At 35.4% G+C, this 17,236-nt stretch carries 18 protein-coding genes; 5 read left to right on the top strand and 13 right to left on the bottom strand.

Annotated features, from left to right (window positions below; all coding sequences use genetic code 11):
* The 8 genes from ACY65O_RS10945 to ACY65O_RS10910 form a co-directional block, all read right to left on the bottom strand.
* A partial coding sequence (locus tag ACY65O_RS10945; protein ID WP_462220897.1) for a DUF4153 domain-containing protein occupies window positions 1-1,055 on the bottom strand: 1,055 nt, incomplete at its 3' end.
* On the bottom strand, window positions 956-1,273 hold the full coding sequence (locus ACY65O_RS10940) for a hypothetical protein (RefSeq protein WP_462220896.1): 318 nt from the start codon (window positions 1,271-1,273) through the stop codon (window positions 956-958). The genes ACY65O_RS10945 and ACY65O_RS10940, both read right to left, overlap by 100 nt.
* 90 nt (window positions 1,274-1,363) lie before the next feature.
* A complete protein-coding gene (locus ACY65O_RS10935) occupies window positions 1,364-1,858 on the bottom strand; it encodes a hypothetical protein (protein WP_462220895.1) in 495 nt (164 codons plus the stop codon).
* Window positions 1,851-2,264 (bottom strand): hypothetical protein, encoded by a 414-nt coding sequence (locus ACY65O_RS10930; protein ID WP_462220894.1) that lies wholly within the window; start codon window positions 2,262-2,264, stop codon window positions 1,851-1,853. The genes ACY65O_RS10935 and ACY65O_RS10930 overlap by 8 nt, the downstream gene beginning before the upstream one ends.
* A gap of 44 nt (window positions 2,265-2,308) precedes the next feature.
* Window positions 2,309-2,605, bottom strand: coding sequence for a winged helix-turn-helix domain-containing protein (locus ACY65O_RS10925; RefSeq protein ID WP_462220893.1), 297 nt, complete (start codon window positions 2,603-2,605; stop codon window positions 2,309-2,311).
* Window positions 2,606-2,663: 58 nt separating this feature from the next.
* Window positions 2,664-3,302, bottom strand: coding sequence for a hypothetical protein (locus ACY65O_RS10920; RefSeq protein ID WP_462220892.1), 639 nt, complete (start codon window positions 3,300-3,302; stop codon window positions 2,664-2,666).
* A gap of 88 nt (window positions 3,303-3,390) precedes the next feature.
* Complete coding sequence (locus ACY65O_RS10915) at window positions 3,391-4,200, bottom strand: alpha-ketoglutarate-dependent dioxygenase AlkB (RefSeq protein WP_462220891.1); 810 nt, start codon at window positions 4,198-4,200, stop codon at window positions 3,391-3,393.
* Window positions 4,201-4,254: 54 nt separating this feature from the next.
* Entirely contained in the window at window positions 4,255-5,097 is an 843-nt protein-coding gene (locus ACY65O_RS10910; protein ID WP_462220890.1) for a bifunctional helix-turn-helix domain-containing protein/methylated-DNA--[protein]-cysteine S-methyltransferase, read from the bottom strand.
* Window positions 5,098-5,286: 189 nt separating this feature from the next.
* On the opposite strand from ACY65O_RS10910, the gene ACY65O_RS10905 reads away from it, so the two are divergent.
* Window positions 5,287-7,341 (top strand): penicillin acylase family protein, encoded by a 2,055-nt coding sequence (locus ACY65O_RS10905; protein WP_462220889.1) that lies wholly within the window; start codon window positions 5,287-5,289, stop codon window positions 7,339-7,341.
* Here the strand turns inward: ACY65O_RS10905 and ACY65O_RS10900 are convergent, their stop codons facing one another.
* Window positions 7,342-10,824: a TraB/GumN family protein gene (locus ACY65O_RS10900; RefSeq protein WP_462220888.1), complete on the bottom strand. Its 3,483-nt coding sequence runs from the start codon at window positions 10,822-10,824 to the stop codon at window positions 7,342-7,344. It lies immediately after the preceding gene.
* A gap of 9 nt (window positions 10,825-10,833) precedes the next feature.
* Window positions 10,834-12,042 (bottom strand): aspartate aminotransferase family protein, encoded by a 1,209-nt coding sequence (locus tag ACY65O_RS10895; protein WP_462220887.1) that lies wholly within the window; start codon window positions 12,040-12,042, stop codon window positions 10,834-10,836.
* 76 nt (window positions 12,043-12,118) lie between these two features.
* On the opposite strand from ACY65O_RS10895, the gene ACY65O_RS10890 reads away from it, so the two are divergent.
* From ACY65O_RS10890 to ACY65O_RS10875, 4 genes are all read left to right on the top strand, one after another.
* Entirely contained in the window at window positions 12,119-13,126 is a 1,008-nt protein-coding gene (locus ACY65O_RS10890; protein WP_462220886.1) for a PDDEXK nuclease domain-containing protein, read from the top strand.
* A 157-nt stretch (window positions 13,127-13,283) separates the two neighbouring features.
* Complete coding sequence (locus ACY65O_RS10885) at window positions 13,284-13,919, top strand: gamma carbonic anhydrase family protein (RefSeq protein WP_462220885.1); 636 nt, start codon at window positions 13,284-13,286, stop codon at window positions 13,917-13,919.
* Window positions 13,920-14,125: 206 nt separating this feature from the next.
* A complete protein-coding gene (locus ACY65O_RS10880) occupies window positions 14,126-14,320 on the top strand; it encodes a hypothetical protein (protein WP_462220884.1) in 195 nt (64 codons plus the stop codon).
* An 80-nt stretch (window positions 14,321-14,400) separates the two neighbouring features.
* The gene (locus ACY65O_RS10875) at window positions 14,401-14,703 is read left to right on the top strand and encodes a hypothetical protein (protein ID WP_462220883.1); all 303 of its coding nucleotides are present in this window, start codon (window positions 14,401-14,403) and stop codon (window positions 14,701-14,703) included.
* Window positions 14,704-14,798: 95 nt separating this feature from the next.
* On the opposite strand, the gene rsgA is transcribed toward ACY65O_RS10875, so the two are convergent.
* From rsgA to ACY65O_RS10860, 3 genes are all read right to left on the bottom strand, one after another.
* On the bottom strand, window positions 14,799-15,722 hold the full coding sequence (gene rsgA, locus ACY65O_RS10870) for a ribosome small subunit-dependent GTPase A (protein ID WP_462220882.1): 924 nt from the start codon (window positions 15,720-15,722) through the stop codon (window positions 14,799-14,801).
* 157 nt (window positions 15,723-15,879) lie between these two features.
* Window positions 15,880-16,881, bottom strand: a complete 1,002-nt coding sequence (locus ACY65O_RS10865) for a vWA domain-containing protein (protein ID WP_462220881.1) — start codon at window positions 16,879-16,881, stop codon at window positions 15,880-15,882.
* A gap of 6 nt (window positions 16,882-16,887) precedes the next feature.
* A partial coding sequence (locus tag ACY65O_RS10860; protein ID WP_462220880.1) for a hypothetical protein occupies window positions 16,888-17,236 on the bottom strand: 349 nt, incomplete at its 5' end.

Genomic DNA, 17,236 nt, shown 5'->3' with positions numbered 1-17,236 from the left:
GCAAACCATCCATTAACCCTTAATAAATAATAACTGGTTTTACGCTGGTATATTTTTATAAATACCGTAATTAATCCCATCAAAACCATCGATAGAAAAACCAGCACTCCAATTCGTTTGTAAGCAAGCCCCATATGCTGTATGTAATAATAATCTCTGAGCAAAACAGATATTACCAAAACAGCGTTTTGAAAAATCCAACCATAAGCACCGTAACGCAGCCATTTATTTTTTTTATAAAAATTTAAATTTCCCCTGAAGAAAAATAACAGTACCAGCATAGCCAGTACAATGGAAAATATCAGCATGCCTGTACCTTCATGCACATACTCTTTTAAATTAAGATTGGGGGTGTAGTTAAAACCAAACCACACATACACAATATCAATAGCATTAATAAACAGCAGTAAAATATTTAACATTACCAGGCTTAGTATACCCACCGTATTTTCGTTGCGTAAAGCCATAACACCATTGGTAAAGCGGCCCATAAAAAGCGACAGTATGTCAAATGATGCACTCTCTTTCCATTTTTTTAAATTATTTTTTTTGCGCCACAAATCATTATGCTGCAAATAATCTTTTTCAGAAAAATAATTGCTGTGCATTTTTAATAATAAGCCGCCGGTAACTAATAAACCCAGCAATAAAAAACCAAACCTGCTCCAGCTAAACCACCTAAAAAATTTGGTAAAGAAATGTTCTATTGCAAGGCCCATATCTTTTACTACATCCTGAAATACAGCATTAGAAAATGAATACAGCAAAAAGAAAATGCCTGCAATAAGAAATGGTATAATTAAAAACCGCAGGGCCTTTCTTATCCCAAAAGATTTTATGCCTGTTATTTTCACCTGCCTGATATTTTCAAAAAATGAAAAAATAAACAGTACATAATTACCAACTGCAGATGCTGCAGCATACCAAACGGAGCGATGAAGGTATTGTGTAAACACTACCACCAATAAAAGTGTGGTGCTAAATGCCAGCTTAGTAGCATCGTATTGTGTACAATAAGTGCAACTAAAGTAACTGCATGTGCCAGCAACAGCCACTTCATTGCCGGTTTGGTAAAAGCAGCAGGGTACAAATAAAAAACGGACCATAAAACAAAAGCATCAAAGAGTAAAGCATTAAGCGCCAGTTTCTCCTGCCAAAAAATAAAATTGAATAAAACGGCACCTGAGGCTACTAAAAAAAGTTTAAGTGCGGCAACTTTAATCCCTCTGTCATCTAAAGAGGCGTCAATAATTTTAGTATCAAATTCTTTCATTTATTTATTATTTTAAGTTGTTTTAAAAACGATAATATTTTACTTGTAAAAAATAATTCCATATAATACCAGCAGATTAAAATGGTGTGGTTAATTTTTTGCATCAGTATTAATTTTATCAATAAGCAATTGTGTTGGCTGGTGTAAAATTTCAAACCATTTCCACCCGGCGATGGGAATACATTTTTTTCCCCTGTAATAAGCAGTTTTAAATTTGCTCCAATGCTCCGGCATGGTTACCATGCCATACAAAACTGTAGCCGCCACCGGAAAAGAAATATGCCTGTTGCCCAGCATAAAGCATTGCAGACAAACTTCGCCATCATCTGTTGTATCGTATTGCAGCAAAATATGTTTAATGTCATGCTTGGCATAATGCGGCAGCAATTTTATTTTTCTCTTCTCCAAAAAAATAATTAAATCTTTTCCTAATGTTCCGTTAGAAAAAAGTTGCAGTTCTTTATCTGAATAAGGAAAAATTTTTGGTTTACGAATAAAGCGTAATACCGGCAGTGCCATATTATGCGTAAGAAAAACTAAAAGTTTACTACGCAGCAGCAGTAATTTTTTATGCAGCTTATTCATTAGTTTTAAGTTGATTTCTAAATGATAAAATACCTGCAATTGAAGAAATAATAATACAAAGCCCTGCAGCATACCTTGCCTGCTTAAACTCTGTACCAAATGTGTTGACGAAAAATACAGCGCCAATTAATGCACAAAAAAAAGTGGTGGCTAAAATTATTTGAAACAAAGCGTACCCTTGCTTTCCATTGGCCATAGCAATGGTTGTGGTTAACCACACCATCCCTACCAGTGGCACGCTGCATATAAATGAAAAGATACAGGCTAAAATTACAACGCCTGCTGATCCGTTAAATTCATCCTTATCAAAAATCATTATACAAATACCACTTAATATTCCATTTAAAAGCGAAGCCACAAACCACACTCCTATAAATGTAAAAAAGGTTTTGATGTATTTATTCATAATTTAAAAGTGCTTTGTATTTCAAAGTGAAAGTACAAAAAAATTTATTTTACTGACCCGATCATTTTTTCCAATGCTGTTAAATGTAACTTAAAAGCTTTTTCGCCTGCTTTGGTAACGGTGTAAGTGGTGTTTGTTTTTCTGCCAATAAAACCTTTTTGAATTTTTACGTAGCCGCTTTCTTCCAATGTTTTTAAGTGGCTGGCTAAGTTGCCATCTGTTATACTCAGCAGTTCTTTCAATTCATTAAAATTTATTTCCACGTTCACCATCAGGGCGCTCATTATGCCCAGGCGAATACGGCTGTCAAAAATTTTATTTAAGTTTTCAATTAAATTCATAACACGGTAACTTTACACCTTAACTTTTCCCCTATTGCCAATTCCTAATTCCCTTTTCCTAATTGCCTTTCCTTTCATACTTATTCCACATCACTATTCCATAAACAATATGCAGTACTCCAAAACCCATTGCCCAAAAATGTAACCCATATCCAACATACCATAGGTTTATAATACCCAACAACAATATACCATAGCCTAAATATTTTACTTCGCCTAAAGTGTATTTGCTGCCGTTGATTAATGCAAGGCCATAAAAAATTAAACAGCCCGGTGCAATTAAATCAAATTGCCCCATTTGCATCATCCTGAATAAAAATATTCCCCCAGCCATTAAAGGTATTGCTGTGTTCCATAATAATCTTAATGTAGAATTGCCCCACATTGGTGTACTTGTTTTTTTACTTCTTAAAAAAGTAAATAAAAATGCAAGGGTAAATGCAGCCACAAAAGTTAAAGTGGCTATCCAGAATAATTCATTCAACAATTGCCTGCCGCCTTCATCAATAAGGTGGCTTAACTGGCAATCGCCTTTTACCCAGCAATTAATTTTTTGACTGGCAAACCATGCACCAACCAAAGCACACACACCGGCAGCTATACCGCTTAAGCCACTTAGGCTGATGAAACGGCTGCTGCGTTCCATCATTTTTTTTATGTGTTGCAGATCTTCTAATGACTGTTGTGGAGTATTCATACAAAAGCACTTTGAAATACAAAGTAAATGATTGCTTTTGAATTTTGCAAATTAATTTTTACCGGGTGAGTCATCCTTTGTGGGTGACTTACCCCGTAAAAATTGTTCTAAATGTAAGGTTTACCCTTGGCTGATGTATTTTTTTTGTTGGAGGTAACCGGTGCAGCCAGTTGGTTTGCGTAGTACCTTTCATTACCAGTAAACTACCGCTTTCTAATAAAACAGCAACTGTTTCTTTAGTTTGTTTATGCTTAAAAGAAAATTTTCTTTCGGCACCAAAACTTAACGAAGCAATGGCGCCATTTTTTGCTAAAGTTTTTTCATCATCACTGTGCCATGCCATACCTTCATCGCCATTGTGGTATAAATTTAAAAGGCAGGAATTATATGTTGCCTGCGAAAGTTCTTCTGCCTTATTTTTTAATTCGAGTAATGCTGCCGTCCATGGCAGTGCGTATTTTGTAGCGTTGGAATAAGTGTAAGCATAATTACTATCGCCGTACCATGCGGCTTTTCGTTTGGTAATAATGTGCTTATTAAAAATTATGGCTTCGTCATTTTTCCATTCAATGGTTTTTAACAGGGTGTCATAATAAAATTTTGCTTTGCTGCTGTCAAGTATAGTACCATAATAATTTACTGTACCATCATTGGGCAACAAATTAATATTGGGATCAGCTGAGTTTGGGAACAGGTGCATTTTTCCAGTTTTATATTTTTCTTTCATACAACGGCCACATGGCCTGTATCCATTTTCAATAGCAATTTTCTCTGATAAAAAAAATATGCGGTTTTCTTTCTTCATTCTTTTGCCGGATTTACAGGACAACAATCCATAAATATTTAAGTTCAGGTTTCCTGCTAAAATAATTTCCTTTTTCCTGATACTACTTTTCAAAAGTATTTTACTTATTTCAATATGCTTTAGCAAGAATAAAATTTAAAGTTGATTTTACAATTTTGTTTGTGCAGCTTCCCAACCAATGATTGCCGTTTTTCTTACAGGCCCCCACATGTAGCCGCCAAATGTGCCGGTAGATTGTATAACCCTGTGGCACGGAATTAAAAAAGCAACAGGATTGCTGCCAATGGCAGTGCCTACTGCTCTTGAAGCGTTGGGGTTTTTAATTTGCGCTGCAATTTTTCCATAGGTAGATAATTGGCCCATGGGGATTTTTAACAAAGTTTCCCAAACTTTTAATTGAAAATCGGTTCCCTTTAAATGCAATTTTATTTGATGAAGTTTACTCCAGTCGTGTGTAAAAATATATAATGCATTTTGTTGCATGATGTCCAGCATTTGTTTAAACCTGGCTTTAGGAAAATGATTTTGCAAATTAATCAGTGCCTCCTTTTCATCATCGGCAAATGCCATATAACAAATGCCCTTATTTGTGGAAGCCACTAAAATATTTCCAAAAGGAGTTTCAGCATAACTGTAATTTATAAAAAGATTTTCACCACCATTTTTAAATTCGCCTGGTGTCATGCCTTCAATTTTTATAAACAGATCATGTAATCTGCCAGTACCCGAAAGTCCGGTTTCGTAAGCAGCATCAAATAGTGTTGCCTGCTTATCTTTCAACATATTTTTTGCATATTGTATGCTGGTGTATTGCAAAAATTTTTTAGGACTAACGCCTGCCCATTCTGTAAATAATCTTTGAAAATGAAAAGGGCTTAAATGAATTCTTTTAGCCACTTCGTCCAAGTCGGGTTGTTGTTTAAAATGGGTTTGTATGTAATCTATAGCGGCAGCAATCCTGCAATAATCAATATTTTCCTGTTCGCTCATTTTTTTAATTTTATTAAAGCAAAAGTATTTTGTTTTTAAAAGCGATAAAACCCGAATCTTGCTGCATTAGATAATTGCGTAAAATCTGTTCTTTGTATTTTATCAGCTTTACAAGATCGCTCATTTTTTCTTCTTATCTTTAATCATACTAAACCGTAACCCCAATATTTTTAAACTTTTATTATTACAATGAGATACATTTTTTTAAGCCTTGCTTTCTTCTTTAATACTACAACCCTTTTTTCACAAACAAAAATTAACCCTGCAGCAATTGATATTGTAAGGGACAGTTTTGGTGTGCCGCACATTTTTGCAAAAACGGATGCAGAAGTTGCGTATGGCCTGGCATGGGCCGAAGCTGAAGATGATTTTGAAAGTATGCAACAGGTGGTTTTGCCTGTAAAAGGTTTAATGGGTAAAGTACTGGGCAAAGCTGGTGCGGCGGGTGATTATGCTTTTGCGCTATTCCGCTGCAGAGAAATAACGGAAGAAAAATGGAATACACTTTCGCCAGAATTTTTAAAACTGATTGATGGTTATGTACAGGCATTAAATCATTATGCAGTTACACATCCCAATGAAGTTTTGCATAAAAATTTATTTCCCATTACTGCTAAAGATTATATCGCTTCGTCAGTTTTAGCACTAACGGTTTTTAATGGTGCCGATGGCGCCTTACAGAGAATTTTTACTAACAAAGAATGGGAAGCTCCGGAGCTAAATAAAAAAGGCAGCAACTCTGCAGCAATACAAAATACCAAAACAACAACCAGCGAAGCTTTTCTTTTAATTAATGCACACCAACCCAATACCGGGCCGCAGGCTTTTTACGAAGCTCACATTTGCAGCGAAGAAGGTTTGAACGTTATGGGAGGATTGCTTGCTGGCGGGCCATGTATCTTGCATGGTGTTAACGAAAATCTCGGTTGGGCACACACGGTAAATTTTTGCGACAGGTTAGATGAATATCAATTAGAAATGAACCCTGAAAACAGCTTACAATATAAATTTGATGGCGGGTGGGTTAATCTTGAAGTAAAAACAATTAAACTGCACATCAAAGGAATTCCTATTGCAATTAAAAGAAAAGTTTACTGGAGTAAATATGGTGCCACCATGAAAAATAAGCAGGGCTTTTTTTCTATTCGCCTTGGTGCTAATATGAAGATTGGGGCATTACAGCAATGGTATGAAATGAATAAAGCAAAAAACTATACAGAGTTTTATGCCGCACTTAGCAAACAGGAATTAAGTATGTTTAATATTATGTATGCAGATAAACATGACACCGTTTTTTATATCAACAATGCACTGATGCCTGTAAGAGATGCTTCGCCGGAATACAACTGGAAAAGAACTTTGCCCGGTAACACTTCTAAAACTTTATGGACAAATTTTAGAAACATAAAAGAACTGCCTCAATACATTAATCCCTCCAGCGGATTTTTATTTAACACCAATCATTCTTCTTTTTTAGCAACCGGCGCAGCGGATAATTTAAAACCGTCTGCATTTGCCAAACAAGATGGCTGGGAACAATACCATTTAAACAGAAGTGTACGTTTTTTAGAATTGTTTCCACAAAATGAAAAACTGAGTTACGAAAAATTTAAAGAAATTAAATTTGATAAGCATTTGCCATCAGTACTGCAATACACTTATAAAATTGACAGTATGTTTTTATTAAGCGAAAGTGATTATCCGGAAATGGCTTCACTAATAACCACATTTAAAAACTGGGATAAAAGCGCCGCCGCAGAAAGTAAAGGCGCTGCGATATTTTTATTAACCTATGAACATCTTAAAAAAACATTAGCAGGACAAGCGCCTAGGCTGATCACAAAAACTGAAGCCATTGAAACTTTTAAGTATGTAAACAATTATTTGCAAACCAATTTTGGCAAACCAAATATTACGTTAGGTGATCTGCAAAAATTAGTTAGAGGTGATAAGGCATTTCCATTAGGGGGTTTTCCTGATGTATTGAGTCCGCAATGGACAGCCCCTTATAAAAATGGCCAACTAAAATCTATTGGCGGCGATGGGCTGATTATGTTTGTACGTTTTGCAAAAGAAGGCTTACCAAAAATTGAAACCATTAATATGTATGGCGCCAGTGCCAAACCAGGCAACAAACATTTTGACGACCAGGTACAAATGTATTTACAGCAAAAAACAAAAACGATGACGCTGGATAAAGCAACAGTGTATAAGAATGCGGAGAGGGTTTATCATCCGGAATAATTATTTACTTTCATTAGAAGATTTTATTTTGTCATCTAAGTATTTTTTAAACTGTTTGTCGATTTGATTTAATTCAAGGGCTTCGTCATAATTGAAATAAATTTCAAGATCTGCATCTGCGATTTCAGCGATCTTTTTGTCTATTGCAAACCCACCGCAAATTGCAAGATGAGGTTTGATATCGTCCTCATCGTTTAGAATAACTTTATATAACAAGAAACGAAGTTGTTTTCCATTTACAAATCCTGTCATTTCTTTTAAAAACTGAATACTTTTTGTTTCTACTTCATAGTCTTCCTCCAATGAAACTGCCAAATAACTTTCTGCAAATTTTTGCTGTGTATAAAATTCTTTCGGAAAAAGATTTACTTTATTAATATCTTTTAGTGAGTTATAAAAAGCCGTACGCCATGATTTATTTGAGGCGAATTTTTTAATTTCTACAATTGAAACAGGCTGATTATTTTTTAATAAAGCAAGTACAGCATTATTTTTAACCCACAAATCTGGTATTAAAACAAATTTATTAAGCAATGCATTTGCTTCTACTGATTTAAATTTTCCTAAAAAACTAATCAATTCTGCATTAAATGGCGGAAATACATTCTCTTTATCTTTCTTAATTTTATTGTACTGATGTTTTGTTATAGAAAATACACCCTCATTGTTTTGCAAAACAATAGCAGGCTCCAGCATATTACTATCAACCAATTGATTACCTAATTTAATTATTGTACTGCCCACAACTGTATCAGAATATAATTTAGTTGCTTCCGGAAAAAAACCTTTAAGCAACTCAAGCGTATCTTGCATAGCATACATTAAATTATAAACATTCCCTTTAACCGGTGGCTGATTTAGTAATAAATTTTTTAATAGCGCATAACTGTCAGAGGTTTTATTTTCAGCCAGCATTTCTAATTGCATCATTTGTATATCTGCTGTCGAATCATTTTTAACTGCATAGGTTTGTTTTACAAAATTGATTATGCTGCTATCCTGTATTTTAATAATCTCATCACCAAGGATTTCATTTATCGTTTTATAATCTTCTTCAAAATTTTTATAATTTTTTAAGACAGCTTTATATAATAAAGGCAAATCTTCTTTTGTAAGACTTATATCTTTCAATACTTCCTTAGCCTTACTTACAGTTATGCTATCATTGCTGTGTAAGGCAGCAAATAATTCAGCAGCCTTATTTTTAAAAATTGAAGACGGGTAATAAACTGAAAATACTGTGGTATTAAAAAAAATATTTGAGTTTTCTTCTTTTAAGTCTTTCGCAGTTAAATAAGCATACAGTGTGTAAAGACTATCGCCATTAAGATAAATTTTAAGTTTTTTATACAGGTCTGCCCCATGAATTTTTATCAATACCTCTGCATTTTTTACTGTATCATTATGGAAAGTATAGGAAATTAATGAATCATTATACTTTTTAAAACTATTTGATCTTTCCTTAAAAAAGGAAGTGTCGGCATTGCTCCAGTAATAGGGCAAAAAACTTTCAATTTCTACTGAATAATTAGCGGCGGAATTTATGTCTCTCACCTGATACGTTTGCAACCTGTCGTTATAACTATATTCAGCTGTATCGGATTTTATTTTTTCAAAGCTGGCAGGAGCATAAGTGCTAAATCCGTTGTTTAAAACTTGTTTTTTAAAAGGCGTTTTAATGATTGGCTCAGGCGAAAATGAGCGAAAAAAATTTGTAACATTTGGAAAGTCTGCTCTTTCCTTTGATGATACTACCATTGGCATGTAAGTGCGGTTACCCCTGCGTATAAGATATCCCTGCAAAACAAATTCGGCATTATTTTGTGTTTGCAAAGCCACAAAATGACAGGCAGTATAATCTTTAAAAGATAAAGTAGAAAATTCCTTTACTTTATTACCTGTATAAACATTTAAGTTTTTTTTGTACTCCTCAAAATAAATACTGTCATTTTCTATAATAAATCCGGGCTTTGTTTCTTTCACCGCAACCATATAATAACTGCCATCTGAGTAATCAATCATGGAGTAATTGTCAAATTCAACCCCTTCTTCATCTTTTTGTTTACTCTCAACAATTTTACCCGGAGCCATCATGCTAAAAGCATTTCTTGCATTCACAAATTTTTGCCAGTTGTTTTTTCCTGCAATATTTTCTTCGTTAAAAAACAAAGAGGTAAAAAATTTTTCTGCATTATCAGTATATAATTCACCCCCTTCTTTTACACCGAAAATTACCATGAAGAGTTTATTTTCTTTAATAATAATCCGATACCTGTATTCCCCCTGTCCTTTTTGCAAAGCATGCATTTCTATCCCCTTACAATTTTTATACTGAATATTTTTCAACCTCTTTACTTCATAATTATTTTTTTTGTACGTTTCTATAAGCCGGTGGAAAACACTATCAGCATTCGTTTCGCCGCCGGGCAAAGCAGTAACAGCCAAACCATATACACTTAAGTCTGTAATATCAATATACATTTTCATCGGCAAAACTTTTTCTGCCATTACAGGGGTAGGATTGCCCGGCATTTGCACGTGGCACATTTTATTTTCGTCTTCTACCGTCATCCAGGGAATTTCCTTAACTGTGTATTTATAAGCTTCTGGTGCAATAATATTTCCTGATAAAACAGGCTCAACTAAGAGACCCCGTTGCTGCAATAAAGTTATTACACCGCTATCGCCGGGTAAGTGTGCCGCTCCCACTGCAAAAAAACTGCTTCTGATCTGTAACAGACTGTCCATACGCACAGCCATCTTTTTATTTCTTTTTATTAAAAGTAAATCTTCAAATGATTTATTTAAATCTCCATTTACCATGTTATCTAAAGAACTCAAGTCCTTATCGAGATATATTTTTTTCATCCGCTCCAAATAATTAATTTGCAAAGCGGTATCGTTTTTTATAAAATCATCAATATTAAATTTACCGATCTCATTTACAACTTCAAACTGGTCTGCCACGTCTTCAATACCAACAGTAATCTTGCCCTGCTTACGGGCAATAGAAAAAAGATACAAATCCATTATAGCGGGCATATCATCGGCACGTTTTGGAGTATACTTTAAACGCCTCCTTTCTTCCGCCAATTTTCTAGCGGTAATTTTATCGGCAGGGATTTTTAATTTTTTTTCCAGCTGCTTAGATATTTTTTTATACTCACTCTCATTTAAAATATTTTTTAAAAAATCTGACGTGTCTTTTTTTTGCAGAGCAATTATCATGCTATCCATCATTTCATCCGGATTAATTTCCATTGCAAAGGCATCTGTTTTTTCTATAGCATTGTACAAAGAATCTGTAAAGAAAAAAAGTCTCCTGTCCTGTACATGCATAGTGCCAAATAAATAAGACGGCTGCAAAAGATTTTTACCGGTTATTTTCCAAAGTAAAGTGGAGGGATATTTTTTTTGGGCACAAACTGAATTACTAAAAAATAAGAGTGCAACGATAATTTGAAGGGAGCGGTTTAAAAGCATCTGTAGGTTTTAAGGTTTAATATTAATAAAAATATTCGAGATAGCACTGCAAGCCCGCCTTATCTCCTCCTCACTAATCACCAGTGGCGGCACAATTCTTAAACAATTACTGGCAAACAAAAACCAATCGGTAAAAACGCCCTGTAAAATTAATTCGTCTATAATTTCTTTATTGGTTTCAAAATTTTCAAACTCTATGGCAATCATTAAACCGCAACTGCGTACTGTTATGGGTCTTGACGGTTTAAAACCGTCTGACCCCTGTGAAAGCAACTTTACAAATAAATCTTCTTTTCCTTTTACCCCATCAATTAATTTTTCGTCCAGCAACACTTTAAAAGCGGCTAAGCCTGCGGCACAGCAAACCGGGTGGCCACCAAAAGTATTGATATGCCCCAGCACCGGATTATGAGACAGGCTGTCCATTATTTTTTTATCGGCAATAAAAGCACCTAACGGCATACCGCCACCTAAAGCTTTACCCAATAATAAAATATCGGGTACCACATTAAATTGTTCAAAAGCCCAGAGCGTTCCATTGCGGCCAAAGCCGCATTGTATTTCATCTAAAACTAAGAGCGTTCCGGTGGCAGTACATTTTTCTCTTAGAGTTTTCAGCCAATTATTTTTCGGTACTAAAACACCGGCTTCGGCTTGTACTGTTTCTGCAATTACGCAGGCAGTGCGTTCGGTAATGTTTTCTAAATCTTCAAACGAATTATAATTCAGCTGCATGGTATCGGGCAGCAATGGCCGAAATGCATTGCGCCAGTACTCATCTCCCATTATACTTAATGCACCCTGTGTGCTGCCATGATAACTGTTTTTAAAAGAAATAATTTGTGTACGTCCGCTACAACGCTTGGCTAATTTCATGGCGCCTTCTGTGGCTTCGCTGCCGCTGGCAGTAAAAAAAACAGCATTTAATGAAGCAGGTAAATATTGGGTGAGCATTGTGGCGTATTGCACCTGCGGACTTTGCACCAACTCCCCATACACCATTATGTGAAGGTAATCTTCTAATTGTTTTTTTATGGCTTCAATAACTTTTGGGTGGCGATGGCCCACATTACAAACACTTATGCCGCCAATTAAATCAATGTATTCTTTTCCAGCTGTATCAAATAATTTGCTGCCCTCGGCTTTTACAATTTCTAAAGCTAAAGGTGCTTCGGAAGTTTGGCCTACATGATTTAAAAAAAGCTGGCGGTTATTCATTTTTAATTTAGTGTTGAAATATTTTACGAAATTAGTGTTTTGGTAAATGTAAATACCATGACCTAATAACACAAAAATGAAAATTGCTAAACGAAAATACAACCTGCTTATAAAAAATATTGGGATAACTATTGACCAGGCAAGGCATAATGCTGTACAGGCTGTGTATTCTTTTTATTTAAAAGGCAATTGGGAAATTGGCAGGCATATAGTGGAATTTGAGCAGGAAGGAAATGAACGGGCAGAGTACGGAAGCGACCTGCTGGAGCGGCTTTCGAAAGATTTACAGCAAAATTACGGGAAAGGATTTGGCAGGCGCAATGTGTTAGATATGCGAAGATTTTATCTAACTTATCAAAAATGGCAGGCAGTGCCTGCCAAATTAGGATGGACACATATTGTAACCTTACTGGGAGTATCAAACGAACTGGGTAGAAAATTTTATGAGATAGAATCGGTAAAATGTAATTGGGGATACAGAGAATTGCAGCGGCAAATTAATTCTTCGCTTTTTGAAAGGCTTGCATTAAGTAAAGATAAAAAAGGAATATTACAGCTTGCTAAAAAAGGACATCTGGTAACACACGCCGAAGAAGCTATTAAAGACCCTTACATCCTCGATTTTTTAAAAATACCACAAAGCAATAAGGTAACTGAAAAACATTTAGAGCAAAAAATAATTGATAACCTGCAAATGTTTCTGCTGGAACTTGGCAAAGGTTTTACTTTTGTAGCAAGGCAATACAAACTTTCGCTGCGTAATAAACATTTTTATATTGACCTGGTATTTTATCACCGCATATTGCGCTGCTTTATTTTAATTGATTTAAAAATTAAAGAAGTGGAGCACAATGATATTGGGCAGATGAATATGTACCTTAATTATTTTAAGAAAGAAGAAAATGTAACAGGTGATGCTGCGCCAATTGGTATTATACTTTCCACAGATAATGATGAAGTGATGGTGGAGTTTGCAATGGGTGGGTTATCCAATAAAATATTTGTTTCTAAATACCAGTTGTATTTGCCTGACAAAAAAGTATTGCAGCGAAAATTAAAATCGCTTTTACAAAGTGTAAGATAAATTTATTGTTTATTTACGCTTAGATAAAAGCTCAATAAAGATATACTGTTGAAGAGTGTCTCGCCTTAGGCCAGACCAATGAAGTAAAATAGAACCAATAAAGCCAGGTTCAATAAAATAAAAATTGCCGAAGGCAAATAAAAAACCTTACAAAAAAATGAGCGAACAAGAAACAGCAGGCAGCTTGAATAACTCCCCTTCAGGGTATGGGGGCAAGCCACTAATTCTTCCTGTAAAAGGAGTAATGCCCACCATGGGTAACAATTGTTTTGTAGCGCCTAATGCCACTATTGTTGGCGATGTGGTAATGGGTGATGAGTGCAGCGTTTGGTTTAATACCGTATTGCGTGGCGACGTAAATTTCATCCGCATGGGCAACAGGGTAAATGTGCAGGATGGCGCCATAATACACTGTACTTACCAAAAAACGGGTACTACTATTGGAAATAATGTTAGCATCGGACACAATTCAATTGTACATGGATGCGTTATAGATGATAATGTGCTGGTAGGCATGGGTGCGATTGTGATGGACAATGTGCATGTAGGCAGTAACAGTATTATAGCTGCCGGATCTGTTGTACTGGAAAATACTAAAGTAGAGTCCGGAACAATTTATGCCGGTGTGCCTGCAAAAAAACTAAAAGACATCAGCCAGGAATTAATACACGGGGAAATAAACAGGATTGCGGAAAATTATGTGATGTATAGCGGGTGGTTCAAGGACCCGGCCCCACCTATCCTTCCGCCAGTTGGCGGAGAGGGAAATGGAGAAGATCAAATAAGAAGATAAATTCAAATTGAATACGACCCTATCCGAGTTCCTTCTACTAAAGGATAAAGGTTGGGATGATGTTTTTTTGGAGACGGGCAATAGTTCCATGATGAGACATTTGTGGCAGAGTTTATCCTGAGGAATGAAGGGCTCCGTTCAACAGAGAATATCTATTTAACTTTTATTAAAGCGTAGATAAAGGAGAAAAAAATTATCTTTAAGCAATGAAAAAAATAGTTGTAGCCATATTTTGTGTTTCGTTTTTATTAAGCGGATGCTTTATAACAAATATTTTTAGAAAGAAAGATAAATATGGCTGCCCCAGTGATGGCCGGAATGTGGGTGCCGAAAAAATATTAGCCGGCGAAAAAGTGAAGAAGGCAAAATACAAAGGCGGCAAGAAAGCTGTTGGAGAATAATGGTTTTATGCGGCGGTATTTTTTACTGCCGGTTTATTATAATAACGATTACCCTATATTGAAAATTTAAATTAAACTCTATGTGTTACCAACTGAAAACGTCTAATGGCGCTACCGAAGCAGTTATTGATGACAACTGCGGCATCTCTAAATTTTACGCCATTGCCACCACGCTGGCAGAAGAATTACAGGTAAAATTTTTAAACCAAATTGATGATGCAGAATCTTTAGACTGGGATTTTCAGTACAAAGACAATTTTTTAACCCTGCACTACAGCATTTTTAATGGCGTAAGTATTTTACCCCAGCATTTAAAAAGTGTAAAAAAAGACAGTAACGCTGTAATGGAAGTGGCTAATTATTTGGAGCGTATGGCGTATTGATGTATGATATAGGATGTATGATATATGATTTTAAGACTGTATAATAAATACATACTGATACTCTCAAAAGAAGTCATAAATCAGACATCATAAATCTAAAATTTCTTATCAATGCTTTCTAAAATATTGCAGTAGCTGATATAGCGGTCCATGGAAATAGTATTATTTTCAACAGCTGCTTTTACGGCGCAGTTAGGTTCATTAGTATGCATACAGTTATTAAACTGGCAATCGTTTATTAAAGCCATCATCTCCGGAAAATAATGCGACAATTCCTGTTTAGGAATATCTACCAAACCCAATTCTCTTATTCCGGGTGTATCAATAATTTTTCCTCCAAAAGGCACATCAAACATTTCGGCAAAAGTAGTGGTGTGCAAGCCTTTACCACTCCAGCCACTAACATCCTGCGTTTTTAATTTCATCTCCGGAAAAATCTTATTTAAAAAAGATGATTTACCCACACCGCTGTGACCGCTTAAAAGTGTAACCTTATCTTTTAATAATGTTTTTACATCTTCCACGCCTTCATTAGTTTCAACACTTATTTTTTTTACAGTGTAGCCAATAGTTTCATACATGTTTTTTAAAAGTTCAAACTTTTCTTCTTCTTTCTTTTTATATAAATCGGCTTTATTAAAAACAATAATGGTGGGTATATGAAAACTTTCGGAAGAAATTAAAAACCTGTCCATAAAACCCTGCGATGTTTTAGGATCTTTTAATGTGGCAAATAAAAGTGACTGATCTAAATTAGAAGATATAATATGGTGCTGGTGTTTATTAGCCGGAGATGTACGGGTGATATAATTTTTTCTGTCGTAAATTTTGGTGATTGTAGCACCACTCTCTAATTCATTTTCAATTTCTATTTCCACAGCATCACCCACAGCAATAGGATTAGTGCTGGTGAGCCCGTCAATTTTAAACTTGCCCAGCATACGGGCATTAAATTGTTTACCAGTATCATCCTTAACTACATACCAACTGCCGGTACTTTTATAAACGGTTGCATTCATTAACAGCAAATTTCACTAAATAAAATCAATTATACTAATTGGGTGTCTGCTCGCTAAAAAGGTGTCTGGCCACTTATAATACTCTGTAAAGCAAAAAATATTTTGTGCAGATACAAACTCTTTATTTTAAACGCTCTTCTTAGTGGCCTGACACCATCTAAGGAAATTTTCTAAACACTGTAAACCGCAATATTACTTCCAGCAGCAGCAAAGCCAGTGCGATCATTACAAAAGGAAAAAATTTTTCAGTATATCTGGTTAAGGTAGATATCTCCACTTTTGTTTTTTCCAGGCGGTCGATTTCAGTATAAATATTGGCGAGGCCATCATTATCTTTTGCCCTGAAATATTTGCCTCCCGTTTCTGATGCTATTTCTTTCATCAACTTTTCATCAATAGTAACTTTTACGTTTTGCATTTGTACACCCAGCGGTGTATTAAAAGGTTGCGGTGCATACCCATCAGTACCCACGCCAATGGTATAAACTTTTACCGCAAATGCTTTTGCAATTTCTTTGGCTGTTTTAGGGTCAATCAATCCGCCATTATTTTCTCCATCGGTTAATAAAATAATTACTTTACTTTTCCCTTTGCTGTTTCTAATTCTGTCTACACTGGTACTAAGGCCGCTTCCAATTGCTGTTCCATCTTCCAAAAGCCCGTTATGAATATTTTCAATAGCAGTTAACAAAACACCATGGTCGGTGGTAATGGGGCATTGCGTAAAACTTTCTCCTGCAAAAATTACCACACCAATTCTGTCGGTAGTTCTTCTATTTACAAAATCGGCTGCTACGGCTTTTGCAGCTTCCAGCCGGTTAGGTTTTAAATCCTGCGCCGTCATACTGCCGCTAACATCAATACATAAAATTATGTCCACACCTTCCCCTTCCGTTTGTTGCAAATCGTTTTTAGTTTGCGGTTTTGCCAAAGCAATTATTATACAGCTTAATGCCAGCAATCTTATTATAAATGGCAAGTGGCGTAAAGAAGTTTTTGCTGACGATAATCCTTTTGCCCCGGCATCAGAAATAATAACAGACCCCTGCTGTTTATTATTTTTTATACTGTACCAGAAAATTAAAAATAACAGCAGTGCAAACAGCGCAAAAAACCAGGGCTGGGCAAAAGTTAAATTATCAAAATAGTCGAATAACACTGTTGTTTATAATTTATTGTTTGTATTGGGTTGTTGTATAAATTGTATGGTGTCTTTTATTTTACCGAGGCACTCTTCGCTTTCAATTGCTGTGGGCAAATATTTTGCAAATTTTACAGCATCGCCGCAACGCAATGCAGTTGCTGCGTTAGTAATTTTATCTGCGGGTAAATTATTGGTTGATAAGTGAACGAGTGTGTCGCCGGTTGTTTTATTCATAATGCTGGCCCGCTGCTTGCGGCTTATAAACCATTTAAAAATTTCTGCAAGTCTTGCATGATACTGTTTTATATCCTGTGGATTTTGCAAATTCAATTGTTTCAATTTTTCTAACGATTGCAAGGCTTCTTCATAA

Source organism: Ferruginibacter sp. (genome assembly GCF_031430955.1).
Taxonomy (GTDB): Bacteria; Bacteroidota; Bacteroidia; order Chitinophagales; family Chitinophagaceae; genus Ferruginibacter.
The sequence above is the reverse complement of the archived record's forward strand: the minus strand, read 5'-3'. Positions and strand labels throughout refer to the sequence as shown.